The 25715-nt window shown below is 73.9% G+C and carries 25 protein-coding genes and 1 riboswitch; of the genes, 13 read left to right on the forward strand and 12 right to left on the reverse strand.

All coding sequences use genetic code 11. The features are described 5' to 3' along the window. The first annotated feature begins 6 nt into the window (after positions 1-6). Positions 7-762, forward strand: a complete 756-nt coding sequence (locus tag ACZ49B_RS30200) for an SDR family oxidoreductase (protein WP_468311877.1) — start codon at positions 7-9, stop codon at positions 760-762. 31 nt (positions 763-793) lie between these two features. Here ACZ49B_RS30200 and amaP read toward each other — a convergent pair whose 3' ends face one another. From amaP to ACZ49B_RS30225, 5 genes are read right to left on the reverse strand one after another with little or no spacing between them, the layout of a single operon-like run. Beyond that, positions 794-1369, reverse strand: coding sequence for an alkaline shock response membrane anchor protein AmaP (gene amaP, locus ACZ49B_RS30205; protein ID WP_468311878.1), 576 nt, complete (start codon positions 1367-1369; stop codon positions 794-796). A 4-nt stretch (positions 1370-1373) separates the two neighbouring features. Then, the gene (locus ACZ49B_RS30210; RefSeq protein WP_468311879.1) at positions 1374-1994 is read right to left on the reverse strand and encodes a DUF6286 domain-containing protein; all 621 of its coding nucleotides are present in this window, start codon (positions 1992-1994) and stop codon (positions 1374-1376) included. Then, complete coding sequence (locus ACZ49B_RS30215; protein WP_468311881.1) at positions 1991-2437, reverse strand: hypothetical protein; 447 nt, start codon at positions 2435-2437, stop codon at positions 1991-1993. The genes ACZ49B_RS30210 and ACZ49B_RS30215 overlap by 4 nt, the downstream gene beginning before the upstream one ends. 7 nt (positions 2438-2444) lie before the next feature. Further along, positions 2445-2627: a hypothetical protein gene (locus ACZ49B_RS30220; protein ID WP_053790244.1), complete on the reverse strand. Its 183-nt coding sequence runs from the start codon at positions 2625-2627 to the stop codon at positions 2445-2447. Positions 2628-2637: 10 nt separating this feature from the next. Beyond that, entirely contained in the window at positions 2638-3069 is a 432-nt protein-coding gene (locus ACZ49B_RS30225; RefSeq protein ID WP_468311883.1) for an Asp23/Gls24 family envelope stress response protein, read from the reverse strand. Between the two features lie 215 nt (positions 3070-3284). Here ACZ49B_RS30225 and ACZ49B_RS30230 point away from each other — a divergent pair, with 215 nt between their 5' ends. Beyond that, positions 3285-4238, forward strand: a complete 954-nt coding sequence (locus tag ACZ49B_RS30230) for a zinc-binding dehydrogenase (RefSeq protein WP_468311884.1) — start codon at positions 3285-3287, stop codon at positions 4236-4238. A gap of 119 nt (positions 4239-4357) precedes the next feature. On the opposite strand, the gene ACZ49B_RS30235 is transcribed toward ACZ49B_RS30230, so the two are convergent. From ACZ49B_RS30235 to ACZ49B_RS30245, 3 genes are all read right to left on the reverse strand, one after another. Next, entirely contained in the window at positions 4358-5137 is a 780-nt protein-coding gene (locus ACZ49B_RS30235) for an enoyl-CoA hydratase/isomerase family protein (RefSeq protein ID WP_468311886.1), read from the reverse strand. A 163-nt stretch (positions 5138-5300) separates the two neighbouring features. Beyond that, positions 5301-5522, reverse strand: a complete 222-nt coding sequence (locus ACZ49B_RS30240) for a helix-turn-helix domain-containing protein (protein WP_005319113.1) — start codon at positions 5520-5522, stop codon at positions 5301-5303. Between the two features lie 351 nt (positions 5523-5873). Beyond that, positions 5874-7472 (reverse strand): ABC-F family ATP-binding cassette domain-containing protein, encoded by a 1599-nt coding sequence (locus ACZ49B_RS30245; protein ID WP_468311888.1) that lies wholly within the window; start codon positions 7470-7472, stop codon positions 5874-5876. 271 nt (positions 7473-7743) lie between these two features. Between ACZ49B_RS30245 and ypfJ the strand changes: the two genes are divergently transcribed. Further along, entirely contained in the window at positions 7744-8634 is an 891-nt protein-coding gene (gene ypfJ, locus ACZ49B_RS30250) for a KPN_02809 family neutral zinc metallopeptidase (RefSeq protein ID WP_468311889.1), read from the forward strand. Positions 8635-8695: 61 nt separating this feature from the next. Then, positions 8696-9091 (forward strand): VOC family protein, encoded by a 396-nt coding sequence (locus tag ACZ49B_RS30255; RefSeq protein WP_468311891.1) that lies wholly within the window; start codon positions 8696-8698, stop codon positions 9089-9091. A 39-nt stretch (positions 9092-9130) separates the two neighbouring features. Here ACZ49B_RS30255 and ACZ49B_RS30260 read toward each other — a convergent pair whose 3' ends face one another. Together ACZ49B_RS30260 and ACZ49B_RS30265 are read right to left on the reverse strand one after the other, a co-directional pair. After that, positions 9131-10684 (reverse strand): hypothetical protein, encoded by a 1554-nt coding sequence (locus ACZ49B_RS30260; protein ID WP_468311892.1) that lies wholly within the window; start codon positions 10682-10684, stop codon positions 9131-9133. A 117-nt stretch (positions 10685-10801) separates the two neighbouring features. Beyond that, complete coding sequence (locus tag ACZ49B_RS30265) at positions 10802-11932, reverse strand: alpha/beta hydrolase family protein (RefSeq protein ID WP_468311894.1); 1131 nt, start codon at positions 11930-11932, stop codon at positions 10802-10804. A 354-nt stretch (positions 11933-12286) separates the two neighbouring features. Here ACZ49B_RS30265 and ACZ49B_RS30270 point away from each other — a divergent pair, with 354 nt between their 5' ends. The 7 genes from ACZ49B_RS30270 to ACZ49B_RS30300 all read left to right on the forward strand — a co-directional run bounded on the left by ACZ49B_RS30270 (position 12287) and on the right by ACZ49B_RS30300 (position 20940). Continuing rightward, positions 12287-13558: an inorganic phosphate transporter gene (locus ACZ49B_RS30270; RefSeq protein ID WP_468311896.1), complete on the forward strand. Its 1272-nt coding sequence runs from the start codon at positions 12287-12289 to the stop codon at positions 13556-13558. A 28-nt stretch (positions 13559-13586) separates the two neighbouring features. Next, on the forward strand, positions 13587-13808 hold the full coding sequence (locus tag ACZ49B_RS30275) for a hypothetical protein (protein ID WP_468311897.1): 222 nt from the start codon (positions 13587-13589) through the stop codon (positions 13806-13808). Positions 13809-13921: 113 nt separating this feature from the next. Further along, positions 13922-14072, forward strand: a riboswitch (cobalamin riboswitch). 39 nt (positions 14073-14111) lie between these two features. Beyond that, on the forward strand, positions 14112-15071 hold the full coding sequence (locus ACZ49B_RS30280; RefSeq protein WP_468311898.1) for a cobalamin biosynthesis protein: 960 nt from the start codon (positions 14112-14114) through the stop codon (positions 15069-15071). 11 nt (positions 15072-15082) lie between these two features. After that, positions 15083-16588: a cobyric acid synthase gene (locus ACZ49B_RS30285; RefSeq protein ID WP_468311942.1), complete on the forward strand. Its 1506-nt coding sequence runs from the start codon at positions 15083-15085 to the stop codon at positions 16586-16588. A 169-nt stretch (positions 16589-16757) separates the two neighbouring features. Next, positions 16758-18884 carry a putative cobaltochelatase gene (locus ACZ49B_RS30290; RefSeq protein ID WP_468311900.1) on the forward strand — a complete coding sequence of 709 codons (2127 nt, stop codon included), beginning with the start codon at positions 16758-16760 and terminating at the stop codon, positions 18882-18884. Continuing rightward, positions 18884-19483, forward strand: a complete 600-nt coding sequence (gene cobO, locus ACZ49B_RS30295; protein ID WP_030300494.1) for a cob(I)yrinic acid a,c-diamide adenosyltransferase — start codon at positions 18884-18886, stop codon at positions 19481-19483. The genes ACZ49B_RS30290 and cobO overlap by 1 nt, the downstream gene beginning before the upstream one ends. Beyond that, on the forward strand, positions 19477-20940 hold the full coding sequence (locus tag ACZ49B_RS30300; protein ID WP_468311901.1) for a cobyrinate a,c-diamide synthase: 1464 nt from the start codon (positions 19477-19479) through the stop codon (positions 20938-20940). The genes cobO and ACZ49B_RS30300 overlap by 7 nt, the downstream gene beginning before the upstream one ends. A gap of 2 nt (positions 20941-20942) precedes the next feature. Here ACZ49B_RS30300 and ACZ49B_RS30305 read toward each other — a convergent pair whose 3' ends face one another. Continuing rightward, positions 20943-21668 (reverse strand): ZIP family metal transporter, encoded by a 726-nt coding sequence (locus tag ACZ49B_RS30305; RefSeq protein ID WP_468311903.1) that lies wholly within the window; start codon positions 21666-21668, stop codon positions 20943-20945. A gap of 86 nt (positions 21669-21754) precedes the next feature. Between ACZ49B_RS30305 and cobC the strand changes: the two genes are divergently transcribed. After that, a complete protein-coding gene (cobC, locus tag ACZ49B_RS30310) occupies positions 21755-23185 on the forward strand; it encodes an Rv2231c family pyridoxal phosphate-dependent protein CobC (protein WP_468311904.1) in 1431 nt (476 codons plus the stop codon). 166 nt (positions 23186-23351) lie between these two features. After that, a complete protein-coding gene (locus ACZ49B_RS30315) occupies positions 23352-24608 on the forward strand; it encodes a CapA family protein (RefSeq protein WP_468311906.1) in 1257 nt (418 codons plus the stop codon). 21 nt (positions 24609-24629) lie between these two features. Here the strand turns inward: ACZ49B_RS30315 and ACZ49B_RS30320 are convergent, their stop codons facing one another. Then, complete coding sequence (locus tag ACZ49B_RS30320) at positions 24630-25550, reverse strand: SCO1860 family LAETG-anchored protein (protein ID WP_468311908.1); 921 nt, start codon at positions 25548-25550, stop codon at positions 24630-24632. Positions 25551-25715 lie beyond the last annotated feature (165 nt).

Here is a 25715-nt window from a genome sequence, read left to right on the forward strand (position 1 = left end):
TCGGGCATGGATCTTGGACTGAAGGACCGTGTCTACGTCGTCACCGGAGCCACCCGGGGCCTGGGCTTCGCCTCGGCACGCGAACTGGCGGCGGACGGCGCGAAGGTGATCGTGACGGGCCGCGACGCGGCGCGCGCCGCCGAGGCGGCGGCCTCGCTGGGTCCGAACGCGGTGGGGGTCGCCGCGGACAACGCCGACCCGGAGTCGGCGGCCGCGCTCGTCGCCGCCGCGAAGGAACGCTTCGGCCGCTTGGACGGCATCCTCGTCAGCGTCGGCGGCCCCGCCCCCGGTTCGGCGGCGAGCAACACCGACGAGCAGTGGGCCGCGGCGTTCGAAGCGGTCTTCCTGGGCGCCGTACGCCTGGCCCGCGCGGCGGCGGCCGAGCTGGGCGAGGGCGGGGTCATCGGCTTCGTCCTGTCGGGCTCGGTCCACGAGCCGATCCCCGGCCTGACCATCTCCAACGGCCTGCGGCCCGGGCTGGCGGGCTTCGCCAAGTCCCTGTCGGTGGAGCTCGGACCGCGCGGCATCCGCGTGGTCGGGCTGCTGCCGGCCCGGATCGACACCGACCGCGTCCGCGAGCTCGACGCGCTGTCGGGCGACGCCGAGGCGGCCCGCGCGGCCAACGAATCCGGCATTCCGCTGAGGCGCTACGGCACCCCGGAGGAGTTCGGCCGCTCGGCGGCGTTCCTGCTGTCGCCCGCGGCCTCGTACCTGACGGGCATCATGCTCCCGGTCGACGGCGGCTCCCGCCACGGCTTCTGAGGCCCTCCCCTTCTGAGGCCCTCCCCGCTCATCACGTGACGCGGCGGGCCCGGTGCTTGGCGATCCGGAAGCGGGCCTCCGCGGGGAGTTCGGCAAGGCCCGCAGACCGGCGGGCGTGGTTCAGCACCGGCCCGGCCAGCGCGGCCAGCGCATCGGCCGGGACGGCATGCGGTTCCAGCTCCAGCTCCACCTGGAGCTTCGGCGCACTGCGCCGACTGCGTTTCCCCTGCCGCCCGCGCAGCACGACGCTGCACCGGGCGACCCCCTCCAGCGCCCCCGCCTCGGCGGCCACCGCCTCCTCCAGCGCCCGCCCCCGCAGCACCGCGAACGCCTCGTCCCCGGTGTCCACCACCAGCGCGGTCAGCCGCGAACGCCTCAGCTGGGCCACCAGCCACCACAGTGCGAGCACCACGCACAACCCGAGCCCGGCGAGCACCGCCCACCACCACCAGCCCTCGGCATGCCAGTACCGCAGCCGGGTCGCCTCCGTCAGCAGCGGCTCGTGGCGGCCGCCGAGCGGTCGGAACGCCGCCAGCAGCGCCGCCCCGGCCGCCAGCAGGACGAGGCCGATGATCCCGAGCAGGATCCGGTTCACCGTCCCGAGCATCCCCTCACCTCTTCCCGACGGGGGCCCGGGTGACCCGTACCCGCGGCTGCGGCGGGTGCGCGAGGCCCAGTTCCTCGATGCCGACCGCGAGCACGGCCTCCAGGTCGGCCCGTACGTCGTCCAGCTCGCGGAAGTGCGAAGCGGCCCGGACCGCGACGCGGGAACGGCCCACCGCGACCCGCGCCGACTGCACCCCGGACACCTCCATGGCCCGGTCCCGCAGCACCAGCGCGGCGGCCTTGCGACCGAGCCCGGCCCGTACCCCGGCCTCCGGGTCCGCCGTCCGCATCGTCAGGATCGCGCGGAGCCCGGGGGTCAGCGCGAGGAGCAGGAGCACCGCCCCGGCCACGGCGAGGGCACCGGCGCACACGAGGACCCACGGGTCCGCGGGGGTCTGCCGCTCCAGCTGGTGGGCGAGTTCGCGGCGCCATTCCATCCCGGGACGGCCGGCCCGTACGGCGGCGAGGTCGTAGAGGAACAGGCCCGCCACCCCGAGCACGGCGAGTGCGGTCAGCGCGGCCGGGACCCGCCGGGCCGACCGGAACCGCGCGGCGCGGACCGGGGCCCGCCCGGGATCCGGGTCCAGGTCCGGGTCCGGGGCACGGCCGGGGGAGGGCGCCGTCACCGCAGCTTCCGGTCCCGTACGGCGGAGCCGGAGGTGTGCGCGGAGTGCAGGTGCTCGATGTCGATGTCCACCTCGGGTACGGACATGCCGGCGCACTCCTCGATGCGGGAGACGACCTGGCGGCGTACCGCTGCGCACTGGGCGCCGAGGTCCGAGGGGTAGTCGAGCTCGAGGCTCACCCGTACCCGGGCGATGTCGTGGTGCACGGTGACGGTGGCGTGCGGGGCGGCCGGCCCGGCGCCGGCGGGGCGCGCGGACCCGACGGACCCGACGAGTCCGACGGCGCGCGCGGTACCCGCGGCCGTCGGCGGCCCGCCGGTCTGCGCGGCGAGCGCCTCCCGGGCGGCCTGGGCCGCGATCTTGGCGACGACCCGGTCACCGATCCGGGTGGACCCCCGGTCGGCCGGCGGCACCCGCGGCGGGGTCGTCCGTGGCGTGCTCATCGGGGCCTCACCTGTCGCGGTCGCGGGGGCGGAAGAAGTCGCCGGGTTCCAGGTCCCCTTCCAGGAACCGGCCCACGACGAAGCCGATGGCACCGAGCGCCGCCACCAGCAGGAAGGCCCCGAACCCGCCGAAGTATCCGGCGAAGGCCAGCGCCATGCCGGCGAAGAGGCCGACGACCGCCATCCTCATGCGGGCTCCCTCACTGGAGTCGGGTTTCCGGCTCTTCGTCGGGCTCGTCGGGGAGCTTGACGTCGCTGACCGCGATGTTGACCTCGACGACTTCCAGGCCCGTCATCCTCTCGACCGCCGAGATGACGTTCTCACGGACGGCCCGGGCCACGTCGCGGATCGACACGCCGTAGTCGACGACGATCTCGAGGTCGAGGGCCGTTTGCACCTCGCCGACCTCTGCCTTGACCCCGCGGGTGACGGACGATTTCGCCCCGCCGGGGACGCGGTCGCGGACGGCGCCGAAGGTACGGGAGAGGCCGGTGCCGCTGCCCATGGCGTGGACACCGACCACCTCGCGGGCGGCGAGCCCGGCGATCTTCTCGACCACCCCGTCGGAGATGGTGGTGCGGCCCCGGTCGCCCGGGTTGCGGGAGGCGCCCCCGGATGCGGATTCGGTCATCGCGTGTCCCTTCGCGCGGATGGACTCACTCCTCACCACGGTAAGCGGGCGGCCGCGTTGGCGCGCAGGGACTACGCCGGTCGGCCGGGACCGGATTCATGCCGCCGCTTGACCTCAACCGCGGTCGAGGTCCGAGAGTGGGCGAGTGATCAAGGCCGAAAACGGCCGTGGCACGTTCCGAATGCCGAACGTGAATGCCGAACGAGGGGGATGTCATGCGGGCGATACGGGTGGACGGGTACGGCGGTCCGGAGGTCCTGGTGCCGGTCGAGCTGGCGGACCCGGTCCCGGGGGCGGGCGAGGTGGTGGTCCGGGCCGAGGCCGTGGACACCATCTACGTGGAGACGCAGATCCGCGGGGGCTGGGGCGCGTCCTTCGGCATCCACCCGCCGTACGTGCCGGGCGGCGCGGCCGCGGGGACGGTCCTCGCGGTGGGCGAAGGGGTGGACCCGGGCTGGCGGGGCCGCCGGGTGGTGGCCGCCCCGGGTACGAAGGGGACGTACGCGGAACTGGTCCGGGTCCCGGTGGAACTGCTGGTCCCGGTCCCGGACGGGCTGGAACCGGCGAAGGCGGCGGCGCTGGCGCACGACGGGGTGACCGGCTCGGGCATCGTCGAGGGCGTCGGGATCAAGCCGGGAGACCGGGTGCTGATCCTGGGCGCCGCCGGCGGGATGGGGACGCTGCTGGTGCAGATGGCGGTGGCGGCGGGAGCGTACGTGGTGGGGGCGGCGCGGGGCGAGCGGAAACTGGCGCTGGTCCGGGAGCTGGGGGCGGACCGGGCGGTGGACTACACGGAACCGGGCTGGACCGAGGCGGTCGGCGGTCCGGTGGACGTCCTGCTCGACGGGGTCGGCGGCGAGCTGGGCCTGGCGGGCTTCGGGCTGGTCCGGGACGGCGGGCGGGTCTCGGCGCACGGCGCCCCCGGCGGCGGCTTCACGGAGCCGGACCCGGCGGAGGTGGAGCGGCGCCGGATCGCTCTGCGGGGGATAGCGGAGGTCCAGTTCCCGCCGGCGGAGATCACCCGCCTGGCGGGCCATGCGCTGGCCGAGGCGGCGGCGGGGCGGCTCCGCCCGGTGATCGCGCGCAGGTTCCCCCTTGCGGAGGCCGCGGACGCGCATCGCGCGATCGAAGCCCGGGCGGTTCCGGGCAAGGCCCTCCTGATCCCCTGAGGGCCGGTCCGCTGTGCGGAGTCCCCTACCGCCGTTCCCCGGGCTCTGCCCGGAGCCGCGCCTCGAACGCCGGCGGGGCTGCAAGAGCAGCCTGCCGGCGTCGGAGGCGGCGGGGGGGGTCAGTCCGAGAGGCCGGCCAGGTCGCGGAGGCGGCGGGCCTGGGCGGCGCGTTCCGCCGAGCGCTGGTCGTCGTACGGGCGGGACACCGCCTCGCGGAGCAGCGCCTTCGTCTCGATCACGGCGTCCCGCGGCGGAGCCAGCAGCGCCGTCGTGAGGTCCTGCACCGCCGCGTCGAGCTCGTCGGCCGGGACGACCAGGTTGGCCAGCCCGACCCGCTCCGCCTCCTCGGCATGCACGAGACGGCCCGTCGCGCAGATCTCGAGCGCGCGGGCGTAGCCCACCAGGGAGGTCAGCGGCTGCGTGCCCGCCAGGTCCGGCACGAGGCCCAGGCTGGTCTCGCGCATGGCGAACTGCACGTCGTCCGCGACCACCCGCAGGTCACACGCCAGCGCGAGCTGGAAGCCGGCGCCGATCGCGTGCCCCTGTACGGCGGCGATGGAAACGATGTCGTTGCGCCGCCACCAGGTGAAAGCCTCCTGGTACTCGGCAATGGTCGAGTCGAGCAGTTCGTCCGAACCGCGCGCCAGATCGAGGAAGGACGGCTCACCCTCGAAACCCTCGGGGGTGAACGCCTGCCGGTCGAGTCCGGCGGAGAAGGACTTGCCCTCACCGCGCAGCACCACGACCCGGACGGTGCCCGGCAACGACCTTCCGGCCTCCGTCAACGCCCGCCAGAGCGCGGGGGACTGAGCGTTTCGCTTGGCCGGATTGGTCAGTGTCACCGTGGCGACCGAGTCGTCCACGGTGAGCCGTACGCCGTCCTTGTCGAGCAGAGCCATCTGGTGCCTCCGGTGTGCAGTCGGCCGGCAATCCCGGCCTAAGTGACTGCACAGTAACCACCCGATCGGCCACACGGCCGACCGGGGGTCACCGAAGGAACCGCGGTGTGGGCAGGCAAGCGTCTTCCATCCCGGCCCCGGGCCTGACGGCCAGGGTTCCGGGTCAGGCCGAAGCCGCCTTCTTGCCACGCGTCGCGCCACCGCGACCACGCAGCACGACTCCGGACTCGCTGAGCATCCGGTGGACGAATCCGTAGGACCGGCCGGTTTCCTCGGCCAGCGCCCGGATACTCGCACCGGAGTCGTACTTCTTCTTCAGGTCTGCCGCGAGCTTGTCGCGCGCGGCGCCGGTTACCCGGCTGCCCTTCTTCAGAGTCTCGGCCACCCGTGCCTCCTCATGGGAAGTGCGCTCTGGACTTCTCATGATCACCCCTCCCCGGCTTCCTGGCCACCCATTCAGCAAGGTCGGTACGACGGCATTTCCCGACCAGTGGACACATCAGCAGAACGGAATCTTCTCTTCCGCTGCATGACGTCCGTCACACTTCTCCACCCTCACCGGGAATCGCCAGGTCAGGGGCCGGACGGCACAAAACGACGGCCCCGGCAGCATGCCCGTGCGGGCACGGCCGGGGCCGTCGTACAGAGCGCAGAGGTACGAGACCGTCTCACTCAGATGATGGATCACGCCTGAGCCGAATGATCCATAAGGAACTGGATCACCGACTCCGGGGGATCAGGCGAGGGCGACGAGGTCCCGGTAGTCCGGGCCCCACAGGTCCTCGACGCCGTCCGGGAGCAGGATGATCCGCTCCGGCTCCAGCGCCTCGACCGCGCCCTCGTCGTGCGTGACGAGGATGACCGCGCCCTTGTACGTGCGCAGCGCGCCCAGGATCTCCTCGCGGCTGGCCGGGTCGAGGTTGTTGGTGGGCTCGTCGAGCAGCAGCACGTTCGCCGAGGAGACGACCAGCGTGGCCAGGGCCAGGCGGGTCTTCTCGCCGCCGGAGAGGACCCCGGCGGGCTTGTCCACGTCGTCGCCGGAGAAGAGGAACGAGCCGAGGGTCTTGCGTACGGCGACCAGGTCCAGGTCGGGCGCGGCCGAGCGCATGTTCTCGAGGACCGTGCGGTCGGGGTCGAGCGTCTCGTGCTCCTGGGCGTAGTAGCCGAGCTTGAGGCCGTGGCCCGGGGTGACCTCGCCGGTGTCCGGCTTCTCGGTGCCCGCCAGCAGCCGCAGCAGCGTGGTCTTGCCGGCGCCGTTGAGGCCGAGGATGACGACGCGGGAGCCCTTGTCGATGGCCAGGTCGACGTCGGTGAAGATCTCCAGCGAGCCGTACGACTTCGACAGGCCCTCGGCGGTCAGCGGGGTCTTGCCGCAGGGCGCCGGGTCCGGGAAACGGAGCTTGGCGACCTTGTCGGAGACGCGGACGGCCTCCAGGCCTGCGAGCAGCCGGTCGGCGCGCTTGGCCATGTTCTGCGCGGCGACGGTCTTGGTGGCCTTGGCGCGCATCTTGTCGGCCTGCGAGTTCAGGGCCGCGGCCTTCTTCTCGGCGTTCTGGCGCTCGCGCTTGCGGCGCTTCTCGTCGGCCTCGCGCTGCTGCTGGTAGAGCTTCCAGCCCATGTTGTAGACGTCGATCTGGGAGCGGTTGGCGTCCAGGTAGAAGACCTTGTTGACGACGGTCTCGACCAGGTCGACGTCGTGGGAGATCACGACGAAGCCGCCGCGGTAGTTCTTCAGGTAGTCCCGCAGCCAGACGATGGAGTCGGCGTCGAGGTGGTTCGTCGGCTCGTCGAGGAGCAGGGTGTCGGCGTCCGAGAAGAGGATCCGGGCGAGCTCGACGCGGCGGCGCTGGCCTCCGGAGAGGGTGTGCAGCGGCTGGCCGAGGACCCGGTCGGGGAGGCTGAGGGCGGCCGAGATGGTCGCGGCCTCGGACTCGGCGGCGTACCCGCCCTTGGTGAGGAACTCGGTCTCCTGGCGCTCGTACTGCTTGAGCGCCTTCTCCCGGGTGGCGCCGGCGCCGGTGGCGATGCGCTCCTCGTTCATCCGCATCTTCTTGATCAGGACGTCGAGGCCGCGGGCGGACAGGATCCGGTCGCGGGCCAGGACGTCCAGGTCGCCGGTGCGCGGGTCCTGCGGGAGGTAGCCGACCTCGCCCGAGCGGGTGATGGAGCCGGCGGCGGGCTGGCCCTCGCCGGCCAGGCACTTGGTGAGGGTCGTCTTGCCCGCTCCGTTGCGGCCGACCAGGCCGATGCGGTCGCCCTTGGCGATGCGGAACGAGGCGGACTCGATGAGGACGCGGGCGCCGGCGCGCAGCTCGACGCCGGTGGCGGTGATCACGGAAATACTCCAGGGCGGGGGGACGGCGGAAGGGGGGCAGGACGCGATGCTTCGACGCCGCTAATCCGCGAGGAGATTTGCCATGGGATTCATTCTACCGGGGGTGTGCAACTGGTTATGGGGGCGTCCGACCCTCGACGCACGCCCCTCCCGCCCCCCTCTTCCGTCCCCCGTCCGGCCCACGGATCCCCCGGGAGGCCGGGGCACGTATCAGGATGGACCGGGTGATACGCGCCACTGGGCGGCCACGTGGAATCGAGGGCGGTGCGGGATGCAGTTCGACGACGACGCCGATCTGGACACTTCCGAGGTCGAGGACGTGCGCGGCAGCCGCATCCCGGGCGGCCGGGCGACGATCGGCGGCGGTATCGCGGGCCTCATCGCCCTGGTCCTCGGGCTGCTCTTCGGCGTGGGCCCGGACGAACTGGGGCTGTCCTCGGGGAACCCGGAGCCGGTGGCGACCTCGTCGTCCGTCAGTCAGGTGGAGCAGTCGTGCAAGAAGGGGCGGGACGCGAACGCGCGGGAGGACTGCCGGCTGGTCGCGGTCGTCAACAGCACCCAGGACTTCTGGAGGGAGGAGTTCGCCCGCCGCGGCGGCCGCTACACCCCGGCGTCGACGTTCTTCTTCACCGGTCGCGTGAACACCGCCTGCGGGGCCGCCACCTCGGCGGTCGGCCCCTTCTACTGCCCAGCCGACCGGCGGGTCTACCTGGACCTCGACTTCTTCGACGACCTGAGGACGAAGTTCGGCGCGAGCGGCGGCCCGTTCGCCCAGGCCTATGTCGTCGCCCACGAGTACGGGCACCACATCCAGAACCTGACCGGCACCCTGCAGCTGGCCCAGGGCGGACAGCCGGGCGCGAACAGCAACGCGGTCAAGGTCGAACTGCAGGCCGACTGCTACGCGGGGGTCTGGGCGCACCACGCGACGCGGACCCCGGACGAGTCCACGGGCCGCCCGCTGATCAAGAGCCTCACCGACCAGGACATCAGGGACGGCCTGGACGCGGCGGGCGCGGTCGGCGACGACCGGATCCAGGAGAAGTTCCAGGGCCGCGTGACCCCGGAGTCCTGGACGCACGGTTCGGCCCAGCAGCGCCAGCAGTGGTTCTACCAGGGCTACCGCACGGGCGACATGGCCCGGTGCGACACCTTCCGCTGACGGTCGGCGCCGCCTGCCATGCTGTGACGTGGGTCACCGTCACCGAGAGGGAGTGGTCGTCATGGCAGGCGTTCCGTCCATCTGTCCCACGCTGCGTTTTCGCGACGCGAAGGCGGCGATCAAGCTGCTGACCGGGGCCTTCGGCTTCAGCCAGGTCGCGGTGTACGAGGGCGAGGACGGCGCTGTGATGCATGCGGAGCTGGCGTACGGCAACGGCCTGGTGATGCTGGGCAGCAAGGGCACCGGCAGCGTCTTCGACAAGGCCATGGAGGGCGGCGGGCCCGTGGGGGTCTACGTGGTGGTCGACGACGTGGACGCCCACCACCGGCGGGCCGCCGAGCACGGCGTGGAGATCCTGATGGAGCCCACCGACCAGGACTACGGCTCCCGCGACTACATGGCCAGGGACGCCGAGGGCAACATCTGGAGCTTCGGGACGTACGCGCCGCAGGTCTGAGACCCGCGGCGCGTTCCTGCGCACGTACCCGTACGGGTGCTACGCGCCGCCGGTGTGGACCTGGAACGCGGCCCGGCGGACCGCCTTGGCCAGGGCCGGGTCCGGATGGGCGGCCGCCAGGGCGACCAGGACCTGGACGGTACGCGGATGGCCGACCGCGCGGACCTCGTCCAGCAGCCGCGGGACGGTGGTGCGGACGGCCGAGTCGAGGTGGCGGGCCAGCAGGTCGGCCTCGCCGTGGTCGGCGATGGCGGCCGCGGTGTCCACCCAGAGCCAGGTCGACTCCTCGGCGGTGAGCACGTCCTGGGCCTCGTCGGGATCCACCCCGTCGTGCTCGGCGAGCCAGAGCAGGGCGTACGGCCGCAGGGCGGCGTCGCGGACGGCGGCGCGCACCTCGGGTTCGGCCGGGGCGCCGACCACGCGCAGGGCCTCGAAGGCGAGGCCGCGCAGCAGGGCGTCCTCGCCGCGGGCGGCGTGCAGGAGCTCGCTGACGGCGTGGCCGACGGGCCGGGCGGCGAGCCAGGCCTGGTACTCGGCGCGGGCCGGTCCCGGGGTGAGGCGGGCGCAGCCGTGCAGCATCGCGGCGGCGGACTGCTCGATGTTCCCGGCCGGGCTCTGCGCGGCGACGCAGATCTGTTCGAGCTTGACCCAGACGGCCCAGCTGCCGAGGGGGGTGAGCGCGGCCTGGGCGGGACCGAGGGTGACGGCGTCGACGGCGGCGAGTCCGCCGAGCGCCCAGCGCAGCAGCCGGGCGAGCGGCACGGGCGCCGTGGCGGCCTCCGCGACGGCGACGGCCACGCCGGTGCCGGTCGCCTCGGGGCCGGTCGCCTCAGGGCCGGCCAGATGAGGGCCGGTCAGGTGAGAGCCGGTCAGATCGGAGCTGACTGCCGCTGCTTCGGCGCCGGCCGGCGTCCCGCCAGAGGGCGAAGTCTCGCGCGCCGGGGCGTCGTAGGGGACCTCGCAGCGCTCGTCGCGCAGTTCGGTGACCCGCTGGCCGAGCAGGTCCAGCAGATCCGGAACGGTCACGGGACCGGCGGACAGCTGGAGCAGGGACAGCAGTTGGGGCATCGCCTCGACCACCTCGGCGACGACCGCGGGCGCGATGTCGGCGGGGGCCGGGTGGACCAGTGACCAGGCGTCGAACAGGGCGACCCAGCCGCGCAGTACGGCGGTGTCGTCGCGGTCCCAGGCGCGCAGCCGCCAGCCGGGCCGGGCGTGGCCGCCGTGCACTTCCACGAGGCCGGCGAGCCGGGCACGGTCCCAGCCGACCCGGATCTGCCCGTGTGTCAGGTTCAGTTCGGCGGCGGCCCGTTCCACGTCGGAGGCGGGCAGCGCTCCCGCCGGGGCGGGCCGGCCTCCGTCTCCGGCACCGAGGTTGAGCTCGGCCCAGCGGGCGAGCCGTACGGCGTCGGCGAGCGAGGCCCGGGCCCGGTTCGCGAGTTCGGCCGTGGCCGGGGTGCCCGCCGGGGGCCGGGAGGCGGTACGGGCGCGTCGGTCGGTCACCGCCTTGCGGGCCGCGGCGACGGAGCGCGGGGAGACGAGTCGGAGTCTGGAGTCGCGAGCCAACTGCTCATCAGGCTTTCGGGACGTCACGGAAGCAGTCTCGCCCGTCACCGGCCGAAAGCCCAAACGGAACCAGCCATTATCGCCGGTCGCCGGGGGGACATACGGGGAGAATGCACCCTCCCCGTCCCGTCCGGCACACGGCCTTCACATAAGAGGGGTGAGAAAGCGCCTCAGTGCTTCCTCGTAACGGGCCGGGTCCGCGTTCCACATCGCCCCGTGCGGGGCTTCGCGGACGGTCGTCAGGGTGACGAGGTCGGGACGGGCGGCGGCGAGCCGGCGGGAAGGCTCCCAGGGGGCGAGCGCGTCGTCCGGGCCGTGGAAGATCAGGACGGGTACGCGCAGCGCCGCGGGATCGGCCCCGGGCCCCCGGCGGTCGGCGCGCAGCCCGGCGCTCCCCTCGGCGGCCCGCACCGCGAGCGGCACCAGCGGGGCCGGGGTGCGGCGGGCGGCGACGAGCGCGCGCAGGGTGGTGTGCCAGTCGAGCACCGGCGAGTCCAGCACGAGCCCGGAGATCCGGTCGGCGAGGGCCGAGCGCTCCGCGGCGTACAGGGCCATGGCGGCGCCGGTGGACCAGCCGTGCAGGACGACCCGGCGGGCGCCGTAGCGCAGGGCGTAGCGGATGGCGGCGTCCACGTCGCGCCATTCCGACTCGCCGAGGTGGCCGAGACCGTCCGGTGAGGCGGGGGCGCCGAGGTCGCCGCGGTAGGCGAGGTCGAGGACGGGCAGCCGCTGGCGGTGCAGGAACGGCATGACCACCATCGGGTGCTCGCGGCCGGCGCCGAGCCCGTGCACGGTGATCACCCAGGTGTCGCGGGCGGCGGGCACGAACCAGGCGGGCAGCCCGCCGAGCTCGCCGGGCACGTCCACGTCGGCGTGCTCGAGCCCGAGGGCGGTACGGGGGTTGCCCGCGTGGACCTGGGGGGTGAGGGCGACCCGGGCACCGGGCTCCAGGCTGCCGTGGGTGACGTCGAGGAGCCGGCGCACGACGGTGTCCGCGCCGGGCGCGGCGCCGGCGAGGACGGGCCCGACCACGGCGTGCACCCCGGGGGCGGTGAGCCCGTACGTACCGGGGCGCAGGGAGGCCAGCGAGCGGGTCAGCGCGATCCGCCCCGAGCCGGCGGAGTGGACGCTGAGCCGCGGCCCCCCGGGCAGGGGCCGGCCGGGCTCGTGCCGCAGGGCGGCGTCGGCGGCGTACCGGCCGGCCGCGACCGCGGCTGCGCCGGCACCGACGAGGGAGGTGGCGACGACCGCGGCCGTCGCTGTGGCGGTACGCACGGCTCCAGTGTCGACGCGGGAGCCCGCGCGGGCCACTGGAGCGGAACGCTCCGCATATCGCCGGGCGGGGTCGGGAAGGAACGACTCGGCGGTGCGGCGGGCCGACCGGAGGAGTGATCTAGATCTCTTTCCAGTGCCCCTCGAGGGCGGATCCAGGGGTCTCTGATCCTCTGCGGATCCTTTCGCACACCCCGCTTTGACGTGCATTAATCGCGTTATCAGCGGCAAAATCAGGACGAAGGTCCCGATGGCACGACGGGCCAGTACACCGCTCCGCCCGAGTCAGTTCATCTTCCGTTCACTCAGGTTGCCTACGGTCGCCGAGCCACTGACGTCAAACAGAAGCCTGGGTAAATGGAGCACATAACGCTTCTCCTCGGGATCGTGATCATCACCGCTCTCGTGTTCGACTTCACGAACGGTTTCCACGACACAGCCAACGCGATGGCCACCACCATCTCGACCGGCGCCCTCAAGCCCAAGACGGCGGTGGCCATGTCCGCCGTGCTCAACCTCGTCGGCGCGTTCATGTCCGTGGAGGTCGCCAAGACGATCTCCAAGGGCCTGGTCAACGAGGAGGGCATCCAGCCAGAAGTGATCTTCGCCGCCCTGGTCGGCGCGATCCTCTGGAATCTCGTCACCTGGCTGGTCGGACTCCCCTCCAGCTCCTCCCACGCCCTGATGGGCGGCCTCGTCGGCGCGGCCGTCGCCTCCGCCGGCCTCGGCGCCGTCAACGGCGGCACGCTCGTCACCAAGGTGCTGCTCCCCGCGATCGCCGCGCCGATCGTGGCCGGTGTGGCCGCGATGCTGGCCGCCAAGGTCACGTACAAGCTGGGCGGGAACGTCGGCAAGAAGACCTCCGCCAAGGGCTACAAGGCCGGTCAGATCGCCTCGGCCGGACTCGTCTCCCTCGCGCACGGCACCAACGACGCGCAGAAGACGATGGGCATCATCACCCTGGCGCTGGTCGCCGGCGGTGCGCTCGCACCCGGCTCCAACCCGCCGGTCTGGGTCATCGTCTCCGCCGGCATGGCGATCGCGATGGGCACCTACCTGGGCGGCTGGCGCATCATCCGCACCCTGGGCAGCGGCCTGACCGACCTGCAGCCGCAGCAGGGCTTCGCCGCCCAGACCTCGGCCGCCAGCGTCATCCTGGCCTCCTCCAGCCTCGGCTTCTCCCTCTCCACCACCCACGCGTGCTCCGGCGCCGTCATGGGTGCGGGCCTGGGCCGCAAGGGCGGTGTGGTCCGCTGGTCCACCGCCACCCGCATGTTCATCGCCTGGGGCCTGACCCTGCCGGCCGCGGCCGTCGTCGCCTCCGGCGCCGAGCTGGTCATGCGTACCGGTGACGTCGGCGTCGCCGCCGTCGCGCTCTTCCTGGTCGCCTCGTGCGTCGCCATCTGGCTCATCTCGCGCCGCCAGGTCGTCGACCACAGCAACGTCAACGACGTGCAGCCGGCCGAGGAGCCGGGTGTCGTCACCACGGCCATGGCCGCCGTCACCGTCCCGCCGACCGTGGCCGCCGAGGCCGCCGCCGGTACGACCGCCGCGGTCACGGACGGCGCCCTGAAGGCCACCATTCCGGCGGCCGCCCCGACCCCTGCGGCCCCGGCCGCGGCGGTCTGACCCCGAGAACGACAGAGGAATCCGCAGTATGAAGATCGACTGGGCAGCACTCGGCTCCGTCTTCGGGGTCAGCCTCTCCGCCACCGTCGCGCTCGTGGCCCTGTTCACCCTGGGCCTGGTGGGCCTCTCCAAGCACGAGACCGCCACCGAGCAGGGCGGCGCCGCCACCCTGGCCCGCAGCGGCGCGTACGCCTGCTTCGCGCTCGTCGCGGCGGCCGTGGCGTACGGGATCTACCTGATCGTCAGCTGACCGATTCGGGCACGGCGCACGAAAGCTCCCTCCGGGCTTCCCGGGGGGAGCTTTCCCGTACCTCGGCCCGGCGCGGTGACCAGCCCCGCCGCAGGTCAACGGCGAGTTGACGGGCCTTCGCGGTGCGTGGTGGACTGCCCGAGCCAATACGGCGGCATGGAGAGGAAGTCCGGTGCGAATCCGGCGCGGTCCCGCCACTGTCACCGGGGAGCACGCGGCACGTGCGCCCCGGGAGCCAGGAACTCCCACCGCCGGACACGTCGAACCAGGGCGCGGACCCTGAGTGAGGACATACCTGCCACCATGCGTGCCGATCGCGTCTTCGCGTACGGCGCCACGGCGGGCCTGATCGGCGACCGGATCCTCGGTGATCCGCGCCGAGGGCACCCCGTGGCCGCCTTCGGACGAGCAGCCGCCGCCGTCGAACGCGCCCTGTGGCGCGACGACCGCGCCCGGGGCCTCCTCCACACCCTCGTGTGCGCCGGGGGCGCGGCCGCCGTCGGCGCGCTGGGCGCCCGCGCCGTGCGCTCCCGCCCCGCGGCCGCCCGTATCGCCCTGACCGCAGCGGCCACCTGGGCCGTCGTCGGCGGCACCTCCCTGGGCCGCGAGGCCCGCGCCATCGGCGGCGCGCTCGCCGCCGGGGACGCCGAGGTGGCCCGGGAGCGGCTGCCGCACCTGTGCGGGCGAGACCCGCAGGCCCTGGACGAGCAGCAGATGGCCCGGGCCGTCGTGGAGTCGGTCGCCGAGAACACCTCCGACGCGGTGGTCGGTGCCCTCGTGTGGGGCGCCGCCGCCGGTGTCCCCGGGCTGCTGGCCTTCCGCGCCGTGAACACCCTCGACGCGATGGTGGGGCACAAGTCCCCGCGCTACCTGCGCTACGGCTGGGCCTCGGCCCGGCTCGACGACCTCGCGGGCTGGCCGGGCGCCCGGCTGACCGCCCTGGCCGCCGTACTGGCCGGACCCGACCGGCGGGGAGCCGTACGGGCCTGGCGTGCGGACGCCGCCGAGCACCCGAGCCCGAACGCCGGCCCGGTGGAAGCCTCGTTCGCCGGGGCGCTCGGCGTACGGCTGGGGGGCACCCTGGCGTACGGGGGGCGGGTCGAGCACCGGGCCGTGCTGAACGGCGAAGCGGGGCGGCCGGTGCAGGTCGCGGACATCGAACGGGCGGTGCGGCTGTCACGGCAGGTGACGTGGCTGGCGCTGGGGGCGTGTGTGGCACTGCGCTGTGCGGTGTCCCGTGTGGCAGGGAGGGGGCGCCGGTGAGCGGCGGCAAGCTGGGCGGGGGACTCCTCGTCGCCGGAACGACATCGGACGCGGGCAAGAGCGTGGTCACGGCGGGCATCTGCCGCTGGCTGGCCCGGCAGGGCGTGAAGGTGGCGCCCTTCAAGGCGCAGAACATGTCGCTGAACTCGTTCGTCACGCGCGAGGGCGCCGAGATCGGGCGGGCGCAGGCGATGCAGGCGCAGGCGGCCCGCGTGGAGCCGACGGCGCTGATGAACCCGGTGCTGCTCAAACCCGGCAGCGACCGCAGCAGCCAGGTGGTGCTGCTGGGCAAGCCGGTGGGCGAGATGAGTGCGCGCGGCTACCACGGAGGGCGGCAGGAGCAGTTGCTGGGCGTCGTCACGGACTGCCTGGAGCAGCTGCGGGGCACGTATGACGCCGTGATCTGCGAGGGGGCGGGCAGTCCGGCCGAGATCAACCTGCGCCGGACCGACATCGTGAACATGGGCATCGCGCGGGCCGCGCGGTTCCCGGTGGTCGTGGTCGGGGACATCGACCGGGGCGGGGTCTTCGCCTCGTTCTTCGGGACGACGGCGCTGCTGTCGCCGCAGGACCAGTCGCTGATCGCCGGCTACATGGTGAACAAGTTCCGCGGCGACGTGTCGCTGCTGGAGCCGGGCATGGAGATGCTGCGTTCCCTCACCGGCCGGGCGACGTACGGCGTGCTGCCGTTCCAGCACGGTCTGGGCATCGACGAGGAGGACGGGCTGCGGGTCTCGCTGCGGGGCGCGGTGCGCGAGTCGGTCGTGGCGCCGCCGGTCGGCGAGGACGTCCTGCGGGTCGCGGTGTGCGCGGTGCCGCTGATGTCGAACTTCACGGACGTCGACGCGCTCGCGGCGGAGCCGGGGGTCGTGGTGCGGTTCGTGGACCGGGCCGAGGAACTGGTCGACGCGGACCTGGTGGTGGTCCCGGGCACCCGGGGCACGGTGAAGGCGCTGGAGTGGCTGCGCGAGCGCGGCCTCGCCGATGCGTTGGCGCGGCGGGCCGCGCAGGGGCGCCCGGTGCTGGGCATCTGCGGCGGCTTCCAAGTGCTCGGCGAGCACATCGAGGACGAGGTCGAGTCCAGGGCGGGCTCGGTGGACGGCCTCGGCCTGCTGCCGGTACGGATCCGCTTCGACCGGGAGAAGACCCTGGAGCGGCCTTCCGGGACCGCGCTCGGCGAGGAGGTCGCCGGGTACGAGATCCACCACGGGGTGGCCGAGGTCCTGGGCGGGGAGCCGTTCCTGGACGGCTGCCGGGTCGGGTCGGTGTGGGGCACCCACTGGCACGGCTCGCTGGAGTCGGACGGGTTCCGGCGGGCGTTCCTCCGCGAGGTGGCTGCGGCTTCGGGCCGCCGCTTCGTCCCGGCCCCGGACACGTCGTTCTCCTCCCTCCGGGAGGAGCAGCTGGACCTGCTGGGCGATCTGATCGCCGAGCACGCCGACACGGATGCGCTGCTGCGCCTGATCGACACCGGAGCCCCCTCGGGCCTCCCGTTCCTCCCCCCGGGGGCCCCGTGAACGCCCGGGAGGTCCCCGCGGAGGCGGGGAGCAGAGCAGCAGTTCGATCACGTGCTCGTGGAGGAGCGGGCCACGCCCGTCACCGCGGGGAGCAGATGACCAGCACGGCCGAGGGCCGCTCTCGCTCAGCATGTCGCGGGGGCAGCCCACTCGAAGGAGTGATCAGCGGATGAGCACGAGCACCACCCACTTCCCGTTCACCGCGGTGGTCGGTCAGGACGACCTGCGGCTGGCGTTGCTGCTCAACGCCGTGAGCCCTGCGGTCGGCGGTGTACTCGTGCGCGGCGAGAAGGGGACCGCCAAGTCGACGGCCGTCCGCGCGCTGTCCGCGCTGCTGCCGCAGGTGGACGTCGTTCCCGGCTGCCGGTTCTCCTGTGCGCCGACCGCGCCCGACCCCTCCTGCCCGGACGGCCCGCACGAGGCGGGGCCCGGCTCCGCCCGGCCCGCGCGCATGGTCGAGCTGCCCGTCGGCGCCTCCGAGGACCGGCTCGTCGGCGCCCTCGACATCGAGCGGGCGCTGGCGGAGGGAGTCAAGGCCTTCGAGCCGGGGCTCCTGGCCGACGCGCACCGAGGGATCCTGTACGTCGACGAAGTGAACCTGCTCCACGACCACTTGGTGGACGTCCTCCTCGACGCGGCCGCGATGGGCGCCTCCTACGTCGAGCGCGAGGGCGTCTCCGTACGCCACGCCGCCCGCTTCCTGCTCGTCGGCACCATGAACCCCGAGGAGGGCGAGCTCCGCCCGCAGCTCCTCGACCGGTTCGGGCTCACCGTCGAGGTGGCGGCCTCCCGCGAGCCCGCCCAGCGCGTCGAGGTGGTGCGCCGCCGCCTCGCGTACGAGGACGACCCGGCCGGGTTCGCGACCCGCTGGGCCGGTGACGAGCGGGAGGTCCGTGCCCGCGTCGTGGCCGCCCGGGCCCTGCTCCCGAAGGTCCGCCTCGGCGACGCCTCGCTGCTGCAGATCGCGGCGACCTGCGCCGGCTTCGAGGTCGACGGCATGCGCGCCGACATCGTGATGGCCCGGACCGCGACCGCGCTGGCCGCCTGGGCCGGACGGACCGACGTGCGCAAGGAAGACGTACGGCAGGCCGCGCTGCTGGCCCTCCCCCACCGGCGCAGGCGTGCTCCGTTCGACGCGCCGGGCCTCGACGAGGACAAGCTCGACGAGATCCTGGACCGCTTCCCCGACGAGGAGCCGGACGACGAGCCCGACCCGGACCCGGAGCCCGACCCGGCGCCCGAGGGTCCGGACGACGGCGGTCCGCAGGACGGCGGCCCCGACGGCGGGGGCGGCGGGGTCCCCCCGCAGAGCGGTCCCGACGCGCCCGAGCCCGAAGCCTCCGAGGCGCAGGACGGCACGGCCCCGGACGCCCCGGAGTCCCCCGAGCCGCAGCCCGCCTCCCAGGACGGCGCCGCACCGGAGCAGGCCGCCGTACGGGCCGCCGAGCCGTTCCGGACCAAGGTGCTCAGCGTGCCGGGCCTCGGCGAGGGCGCGTCCGGGCGGCGTTCGCGCGCCCGCACCACCCACGGCCGGACCACCGGCGCCCAGCGCCCCCGCGGCCACCTGACGAAGCTGCACCTCGCGGCGACCATCCAGGCCGCCGCCCCGCACCAGAAGGCGCGCGGGCGCAGCGGGCGCGGGCTCGTCGTCCGCAAGGACGATCTGCGCCAGGCCACCCGGGAGGGCCGCGAGGGCAACCTGGTCCTCTTCGTCGTCGACGCCTCCGGCTCGATGGCCGCCCGGCAGCGCATGGGTGCGGTCAAGGGCGCGGTGCTCTCGCTGCTGCTGGACGCCTACCAGCGCCGCGACAAGGTCGGTCTGATCACCTTCCGCGGCGCCGCCGCCGAGCTGGCGCTGCCGCCCACCTCCTCGGTGGACACGGCCGCGGCCCGGCTCGAGCAGCTGCCGACGGGCGGGCGCACCCCGCTCGCCGCGGGCCTGCTCAAGGCCCACGAGGTGCTGCGCATCGAGCGGTTGCGGGATCCGAGCCGGCGTCCGCTGCTCGTGGTCGTCACCGACGGGCGGGCCACGTCGGCCGGTTCCGTCGGGGGGGACCCGCGGGAACTCTCGGGCCGCAGCGCCCGGCTGCTCCAGGCCGAGGGCGTCGCGTCGGTGGTCGTGGACTGCGAGTCGGGGCCGGTCCGGCTGGGGCTGGCCGGGGTACTGGCCGCCGACCTCGGCGGGCCCGCCGTCACGCTCGACGGGCTGCGGGCCGACTCGCTGGCCGGGCTCGTGAAGAACGTACGTACCGCAGTGACTTCCCCGTCTCACCACACCACCAGGAGGGCCGCGTAATGCCGCAGGGACAGCCGACCGTCGTTCCGGACGACGGACTCACGACGCGCCAGCGCCGCAACCGTCCGCTCGTGTTCGTCCACACCGGCCCGGGCAAGGGCAAGTCGACGGCGGCCTTCGGGCTGGCGCTGCGCGCCTGGAACCAGGGCTGGTCGATCGGGGTGTTCCAGTTCGTCAAGTCGGCGAAGTGGAAGGTCGGCGAGGAGAACGCGCTCAAGGTGCTCGGCGCCTCGGGCGAGGGCGGCCCGGTCGTCTGGCACAAGATGGGCGAGGGCTGGTCCTGGGTCCAGCGGGACGCGCAGCTCGACAACGAGCAGGCGGCCAAGGAGGGCTGGGAGCAGGTCAAGCGCGACCTGGCCGCCGAGACGCACAGGCTGTACGTGCTGGACGAGTTCGCGTACCCGATGCACTGGGGCTGGATCGACGTCGACGAGGTCATCGAGGTGCTGCGGAACAGGCCGGGGACGCAGCACGTGGTGATCACGGGGCGCAACGCACCGGAGAAGCTGCTGGAGTTCGCGGACCTGGTCACGGAGATGACCAAGGTCAAGCACCCGATGGACGCCGGCCAGAAGGGCCAGAAGGGCATCGAGTGGTGACTTCTCTGCACGTTCCGCGCCTGGTCATTGCCGCGCCGTCGTCCGGCAGCGGCAAGACCACGGTCGCCACGGGCCTGATGGCGGCGTTCTCGGAGCGCGGCCTCGCCGTGTCCCCGCACAAGGCCGGGCCCGACTACATCGACCCCGGCTACCACGCGCTGGCCACGGGCCGGCCGGGGCGCAACCTGGACGCGTTCATGTGCGGGCCGCAGCTGGTCGCTCCGCTCTTCGCGCACGGGGCCGCGGGATGCGATCTCGCCGTCGTCGAGGGCGTGATGGGGCTGTACGACGGGGCTGCGGGGCGGGGTGAGCTGGCGTCGACGGCTCAGGTCGCGAAGCTGCTGCGGGCGCCGGTGGTGCTGGTGGTCGACGCGTCGTCGCAGTCGCGGTCGGTGGCGGCGCTGGTCCACGGCTTCGCGTCGTTCGACCCGCAGGTGCGGCTGGGGGGCGTGATCCTGAACAAGGTCGGGTCCGACCGGCACGAGGTGATGCTGCGCGAGGCGCTGGAGGAGGCCGGGATGCCGGTGCTCGGCGTGCTCCGGCGGGCCCCGCAGGTGGCTGCGCCGTCGCGGCACCTGGGCCTGGTGCCGGTCGCCGAGCGGCGGTCGGACGCGCTGTCCTCGGTCGCGGCCCTGGCGGACCAGGTCCGGGCCGGCTGCGACCTGGAGGCCCTCATGGCCCTGGCCCGCACGGCCCCGCCGATGGCCTGCGAAGCCTGGTCGCCTGCCGCTGCGCTGGAGGGTGTCCGGGGCGCGGCCCTGAGCCCTGCCGGGGACGCATCGGGCCCGCCGGCGTTCGCGGCGCGGGGGTTCGGGGGCCGCGCCCCCGACAGCGGCGCCGCGCCGGAGGGACGGCCCGTCATCGCCGTCGCAGGCGGGCCGGCCTTCACGTTCTCCTACGCCGAGCACGCCGAGCTGCTCGCCGCCGCCGGGGCGGACGTCGTCACCTTCGACCCGCTCCGGGACGAAGCCCTGCCCGACGGAACCGCCGGCCTGGTGATCGGCGGCGGGTTCCCCGAGGTGTACGCCCCCGAGCTCGCCGCCAACGAGCCGCTGCGCAAGGCCGTCGCGGCCTTCGCCGCGGACGGCGGGCCCGTCGCCGCCGAGTGTGCCGGACTGCTGTACCTCGCCCGTTCCCTGGACGGCAAGCCCATGTGCGGGGTCCTGGACGCCGACGCGCGGATGTCGGAGCGGCTGACCCTCGGCTACCGCGAGGCCGTCGCGGTGTCGGACAGCGCGCTGGCCGCCACCGGAACCCGGCTGCGCGGCCACGAGTTCCACCGCACGGTGATCGAGCCCGGCGCGGGGGCCGCCCCCGCATGGGGGTTCACGCACCCCGAACGCCGGGTCGAGGGCTTCGTACAGCAGGGCGTGCACGCCAGCTACCTGCACACGCACTGGGCGGCGGAGCCCTCCGTGGCCCTTCGGTTCACGGAAGCCGCGGCGCGGGCCAGGTGAGTTCAGTCCGCGAGGCCCACCACCAGCCAGATCCCGGCCACCCCGCCCACCGTGCACATCAGCGTGGACAGGGCGGGGTGCTTGTGGTGCGCCTCCGGCAGGATCTCGGCGGCCGCCAGGTACAGCAGGACGCCGCCGAAGAAGCCGAGGTACGCCCCGAGCGGTTCCTCCGGAAGGGTGAACAGCAAAGTGGACGCAGCGCCCAGCACCGGGGCCACCGCGTCCGCGAGGAGCATCATCACGGCCTTGCGGCGGGCGTTCCCGTACAGCCGGGTGAGCGTGTACGTGTTGAACCCGTCGGCGAAGTCGTGCGTGATGACGGCCAGCGACACGGCCACGCCCATCCCGCCGCCGACCTGGAAGGCCGCGCCCAGGGCCACGCCGTCGGCGAAGCTGTGGCCGACCATCGCCGCGGCCGCGGTCAGCCCGACCTCGGGGACGCGGCCCCCGTTCTCGGCTCCGTGCGCGGCCTGGCGTACCGCCAGCAGCCGTTCCACGACGTGCGCGATCAGGAACCCGGCCACGAACAGCAGCAGGGCGAGCGGGACGCCGAACACCTTGCGGCCGGCCGCGTGCAGCGACTCCGGCAGCAGGTCGAGGCCCACGACGCCGAGCATCAGCCCGCCGGCCAGGCCCAGCACGAGGTGGCGGCGGTCGGTGACGCGCTGCGCCGTCCACCCGCCCGCCAGGGTCATCAGGAACGCGCCCAGCGCCACGATCACGGCCATGTGCCCCTGAATACCGACTCCTCGCCCCGTGCGCACGTGTGCGCGCGGGCGGCGGGGCACGAACCATTGACGACTACGGAGGGGGCATGAGCCCGGTGGGCGAGTACGGGACGCAGCTGGTGGTCGGGGTCGGCGGACGGGCGGGGGTGTCCGTGGCGGAGGTCTGCGCCCTGGTCGAGGAGACGCTGCGGGGTGCCGGGCTGGCCTCCGGGGCGGTGAAGGCGCTGGCCACGGTGGAGTCGAAGGCGGGCGAGGCGGGGATCACGGGCGCGGCGGAACGTTTCGGCGTACCGCTGCTCAGCTATCCCGCCGAGGAGCTGGCGGGCATCTGCGTACCGCACCCCTCCGACACGGTGCGCGACGCCGCCGGGACCTCCTCGGTGGCGGAGGCCGCGGCGCTCGCGGGCGGCGGGGAGCTGCTCGTACCGAAGCGCCGGTCGGTCGCGGCGACCTGCGCCGTGGCGACCGCGCAGGCACACGACCTGCGCCATCACGGGGACGCGGAGGTGCGCGGCGACGGCGGCGCGCTCGTGGACCTCGCGGTGAACGTACGGGCGCACACCCCGCCGGAGTGGCTCAAGCAGCGCATCGCGGCTTCGCTCGACGCTCTCGCCGCATACCCCGACGGGCGTTCGGCCCGCGCGGCGGTGGCGGCTCGGCACGGGCTGCCGGCGGACCGGGTGCTGTTGACGGCGGGGGCCGCGGAGGCGTTCGTGCTGATCGCGCGGGCCCTGGGCGCGCAGCGGCCGGTGGTCGTGCACCCGCAGTTCACGGAGCCGGAGGCGGCCCTGCGCGACGCGGGGCACACGGTGGAGCGGGTGGTGCTGAGGGCGGCGGACGGGTTCCGGCTGGACCCGGCGGCGGTGCCGGAGGACGCGGACCTGGTGGTGGTGGGCAACCCGACGAACCCGACGTCCGTCCTGCACCCGGCGGCGGTGCTGGCCGCGCTGGCCCGGCCGGGCCGGATCCTGGTCGTGGACGAGGCGTTCATGGACGCGGTGCCGGGTGAGCGGGAGGCGCTGGCCGGGCGGACGGACCTGCCGGGTCTGGTGGTGCTGCGGAGCCTGACCAAGACGTGGGGGCTGGCGGGGCTGCGGATCGGCTACGTGCTGGCCGAGCCGGAGGTGATCGCGAAGCTGGCGGCGGCGCAGCCGCTGTGGCCGGTGTCTTCGCCGGCGCTGGTGGCGGCGGAGGCCTGTACGGCTCCGGCGGCGCTCGCGGAGGCGGAGGCCGCGGCCCGGCAGATCGCGGTGGACCGGGCCCATCTGCTGGCGGGGCTCGCGGAGTTCGAGGAGATCACGGTGTCGGGGGTGGCGGAGGGGCCGTTCGTCCTGATCCAGGTGGCGGGCGCCATGGAGATCCGCGCCCGGCTGCGCGCCCTCGGCTTCGCGGTGCGCCGCGGGGACACCTTCCCGGGCCTGGACCACTGCTGGCTCCGGCTGGCGGTCCGGGACCGCGCCACGACGGGCCGCCTCCTCCAGGCCCTCGACCACGCCCTGGCGCTGACCGCCCGCTGACCTGCGCTTCCCGACTCCGGGGCCGGTCACCCGGGCGGCTCCGCACCGCGCGGTCGGCGCCTGCGACCTGCTGCGCCGCGGATATCCGGACGATCAGGCTCCGTTGGCGGGGCGGGCGGAGGTAGGCGATGATCGCGGCATCAGCAGGGAACCCCGGGGGGCCGGAATGAAGACAAGAGCAAAAACGGGCTTGGCACTGACCGCGGTGGCGGCCGTGGCCGGCGGGATCCTCGCCCTGCCGAGCCTGCTCGACCACCTCGACGCCGACGGGGGACCGGGCGGCGCCGGCGAGCAGCGGCTCGGGGCCAAGCCCGGCCAGAGCAAGGCGAGCCCGGGCAAGGCGAGTCCCACGACGCCCGCCGGCGCCAAGCCGTTCACGCTGGTCGCGACGGGCGACATCATCCCGTACCCGTCGATCATCCAGCGGGCCGCGGACGACGCGCAGGGCAGCGGCCAGAGCCACGACTTCCGCAAGATACTCGCGGGGGTCAAGCCCGTGGTGGTCGCCGCGGACCTGGCGATATGCCACCACGAGATACCGTACGGCCGGCCCGGCGGCCCCTACACCGGATATCCCGCGTTCAAGGCCCCGCACCAGCTGGCCGACGCCCTGAAGGACACCGGGTACGACAGCTGCTCGACCGGGTCGAACCACACGCTGGACGACGGCTACGACGGTCTCGTCCGCACCCTGGAGCACCTCGACCGGGTCGGCATCAAGCACGTCGGCTCGGCCCGCAGCGCCGACGAGGCCAAGGCCCCGGCGGTCCTCTCCGCCGGCGGCGCCAAGGTCGCCCAGCTGGACTACACGTACGGGACGAACGGCATCCCGGTCCCGGCCGGCAAGCCCTGGTCCGTCAACCTGCTCGACCAGAACCGGATCGTCGCCGACGCCCGCGCCGCCCGGGCGGCCGGAGCGAACGTCGTCGTCCTCAGCGTCCACTGGGGCACCGAGTGGCAGACGGCGCCCGACCAGCAGCAGCGCGATCTGGCGCAGGCGCTGACCGCCTCGCGCGGCCCGGACGGGCTCCCCGACATCGATCTGGTCCTCGGCACGCACAACCACGTGCCGCAGCCGTACGAGAAGATCAACGGCACCTGGGTCGTCTTCGGCATGGGCGACCAGGTCGCCAGCTTCTACGAGGCCGACAAGGCCCGCGGCAACATGTCCTCGATCCCGCGCTTCACCTTCGCCCCGGCGGCCGCCCACCCCGGCCGCTGGGAGGTGACCAAGGCCGAGTACCTCACGCAGTACTCGGACATGAACCCGCCGTTCCGCGTCGTCTGCACCTCCTGCGCCCCCTCCGACTCCGAGCTCGGCGCGGCCAGGAAGTCCGCGTACGCCGCCGTCGACAAGCAGGTCAGCGAGGCCGTGCTGTCGCGCGGTGCCGACAAGCAGGGGCTGGTGCGCGCCACCCGCTGAGCCGCGGAGTCCGTTGCGGGGTCACGAGCTGCGGCGGCGCCGGGTCACGACCAGTGCGGTCGCGCCGATGCCGAGCAGGACCAGTGCACCGCCCGCGACGTACGGGGTCGTCGAACCGCCGCCGGTCTCGGCCAGGTTGGCCTCGGTGGTGAGGGCGGCCCCGGTCCCGGAGGCAGCCGTCTGCGGCTTGACGTCGAGCTTCGCCGACGACTCCGGGGCGGGCCCGGCCGGGGTTTCGCAGTGCGCCTCGGCGAGGACGACCTCGCCCTCGACCTGCGCCACGTTGAGGTCCAGCGGGTTCACGGACACCTTCAGCCGCAGCGCGGCCGCGGCGGCCGTGGTGGAGGTGGTCTCGGTGCCGGAGAGCTCGAGGCTGACCAGGCCGACCTTGGGGACCTCGATCTTGGTCGGGCCGCCCGCCGAGAGGGTGACCTTCTTGCCGAGCGCGGTCACCGTGCCCAGTACGTTCGAGCTGGCCACGGGCTTCTTGCCGGCCTCGCACACGGCCTTGGAGGTGACCTTCTCCACCTGGATCAGCGAGAGCAGGGGCAGTCCCGGCACGTGCACCTCGGCGTCGGCCAGGTTGGCCTCCGCCTCGGCGCGGCTCTTGTCGGCGGTCGCCTTGGAGGTGGCCACGTCGGCACGCAGCACGCTCACCGGCTGCCCTCCCTCGACCCCGTCCAGGGTCACGGAGAGGGCGGTCTTCCGGGCCGTCGCGGGGGCGCTGACCTCGTTGAGGGTGGTCTTCAGCGGCACGTGGACGGTCTTGTTGAGCAGGCCCACGTCCAGGCCGGCGCGCAGGACGACCGCGCCGGCCTTGCCCTCGCCGCCGCCCGTGGAGCCGCCGCCTCCGGTGGCGGAGGCGGGCGGGGCGGTGAGCAGGGCGACCGCTCCCGTGGCGAGCAGGACGGCTGCGGGCATGCGGAAGGTGTTGCTGTTCAAGGTGGTGGAACCCCCGGGGAGATGGGAGCCGTCGCGTCGCCAATGGGGGACATCGCGCGCCGACGGCCTCTAACCCTCGGAATCTTTACGCACGGAGAGTGAACGGGCGGCAACCCGAGGTGAGTTCACCCCAAAGGGTGGTTTCCATGCATGTATTCGATTAAC

It is taken from the genome of Streptomyces sp. NPDC031132, from assembly GCF_055570595.1.

Coding starts and splice junctions, on each gene's coding strand:
- ACZ49B_RS30200 (WP_468311877.1), top strand. CDS start 7: ATGGATCTTGGACTGAAGGACCGTGTCTACGTCGTCACCGGAGCCACC.
- amaP (WP_468311878.1), bottom strand. CDS start 1,369: ATGCTCGGGACGGTGAACCGGATCCTGCTCGGGATCATCGGCCTCGTC.
- ACZ49B_RS30215 (WP_468311881.1), bottom strand. CDS start 2,437: ATGAGCACGCCACGGACGACCCCGCCGCGGGTGCCGCCGGCCGACCGG.
- ACZ49B_RS30220 (WP_053790244.1), bottom strand. CDS start 2,627: ATGAGGATGGCGGTCGTCGGCCTCTTCGCCGGCATGGCGCTGGCCTTC.
- ACZ49B_RS30225 (WP_468311883.1), bottom strand. CDS start 3,069: ATGACCGAATCCGCATCCGGGGGCGCCTCCCGCAACCCGGGCGACCGG.
- ACZ49B_RS30230 (WP_468311884.1), top strand. CDS start 3,285: ATGCGGGCGATACGGGTGGACGGGTACGGCGGTCCGGAGGTCCTGGTG.
- ACZ49B_RS30235 (WP_468311886.1), bottom strand. CDS start 5,137: ATGGCTCTGCTCGACAAGGACGGCGTACGGCTCACCGTGGACGACTCG.
- ypfJ (WP_468311889.1), top strand. CDS start 7,744: ATGCAGTTCGACGACGACGCCGATCTGGACACTTCCGAGGTCGAGGAC.
- ACZ49B_RS30255 (WP_468311891.1), top strand. CDS start 8,696: ATGGCAGGCGTTCCGTCCATCTGTCCCACGCTGCGTTTTCGCGACGCG.
- ACZ49B_RS30270 (WP_468311896.1), top strand. CDS start 12,287: ATGGAGCACATAACGCTTCTCCTCGGGATCGTGATCATCACCGCTCTC.
- ACZ49B_RS30275 (WP_468311897.1), top strand. CDS start 13,587: ATGAAGATCGACTGGGCAGCACTCGGCTCCGTCTTCGGGGTCAGCCTC.
- ACZ49B_RS30280 (WP_468311898.1), top strand. CDS start 14,112: ATGCGTGCCGATCGCGTCTTCGCGTACGGCGCCACGGCGGGCCTGATC.
- ACZ49B_RS30290 (WP_468311900.1), top strand. CDS start 16,758: ATGAGCACGAGCACCACCCACTTCCCGTTCACCGCGGTGGTCGGTCAG.
- cobO (WP_030300494.1), top strand. CDS start 18,884: ATGCCGCAGGGACAGCCGACCGTCGTTCCGGACGACGGACTCACGACG.
- ACZ49B_RS30305 (WP_468311903.1), bottom strand. CDS start 21,668: ATGGCCGTGATCGTGGCGCTGGGCGCGTTCCTGATGACCCTGGCGGGC.
- cobC (WP_468311904.1), top strand. CDS start 21,755: ATGAGCCCGGTGGGCGAGTACGGGACGCAGCTGGTGGTCGGGGTCGGC.
- ACZ49B_RS30315 (WP_468311906.1), top strand. CDS start 23,352: ATGAAGACAAGAGCAAAAACGGGCTTGGCACTGACCGCGGTGGCGGCC.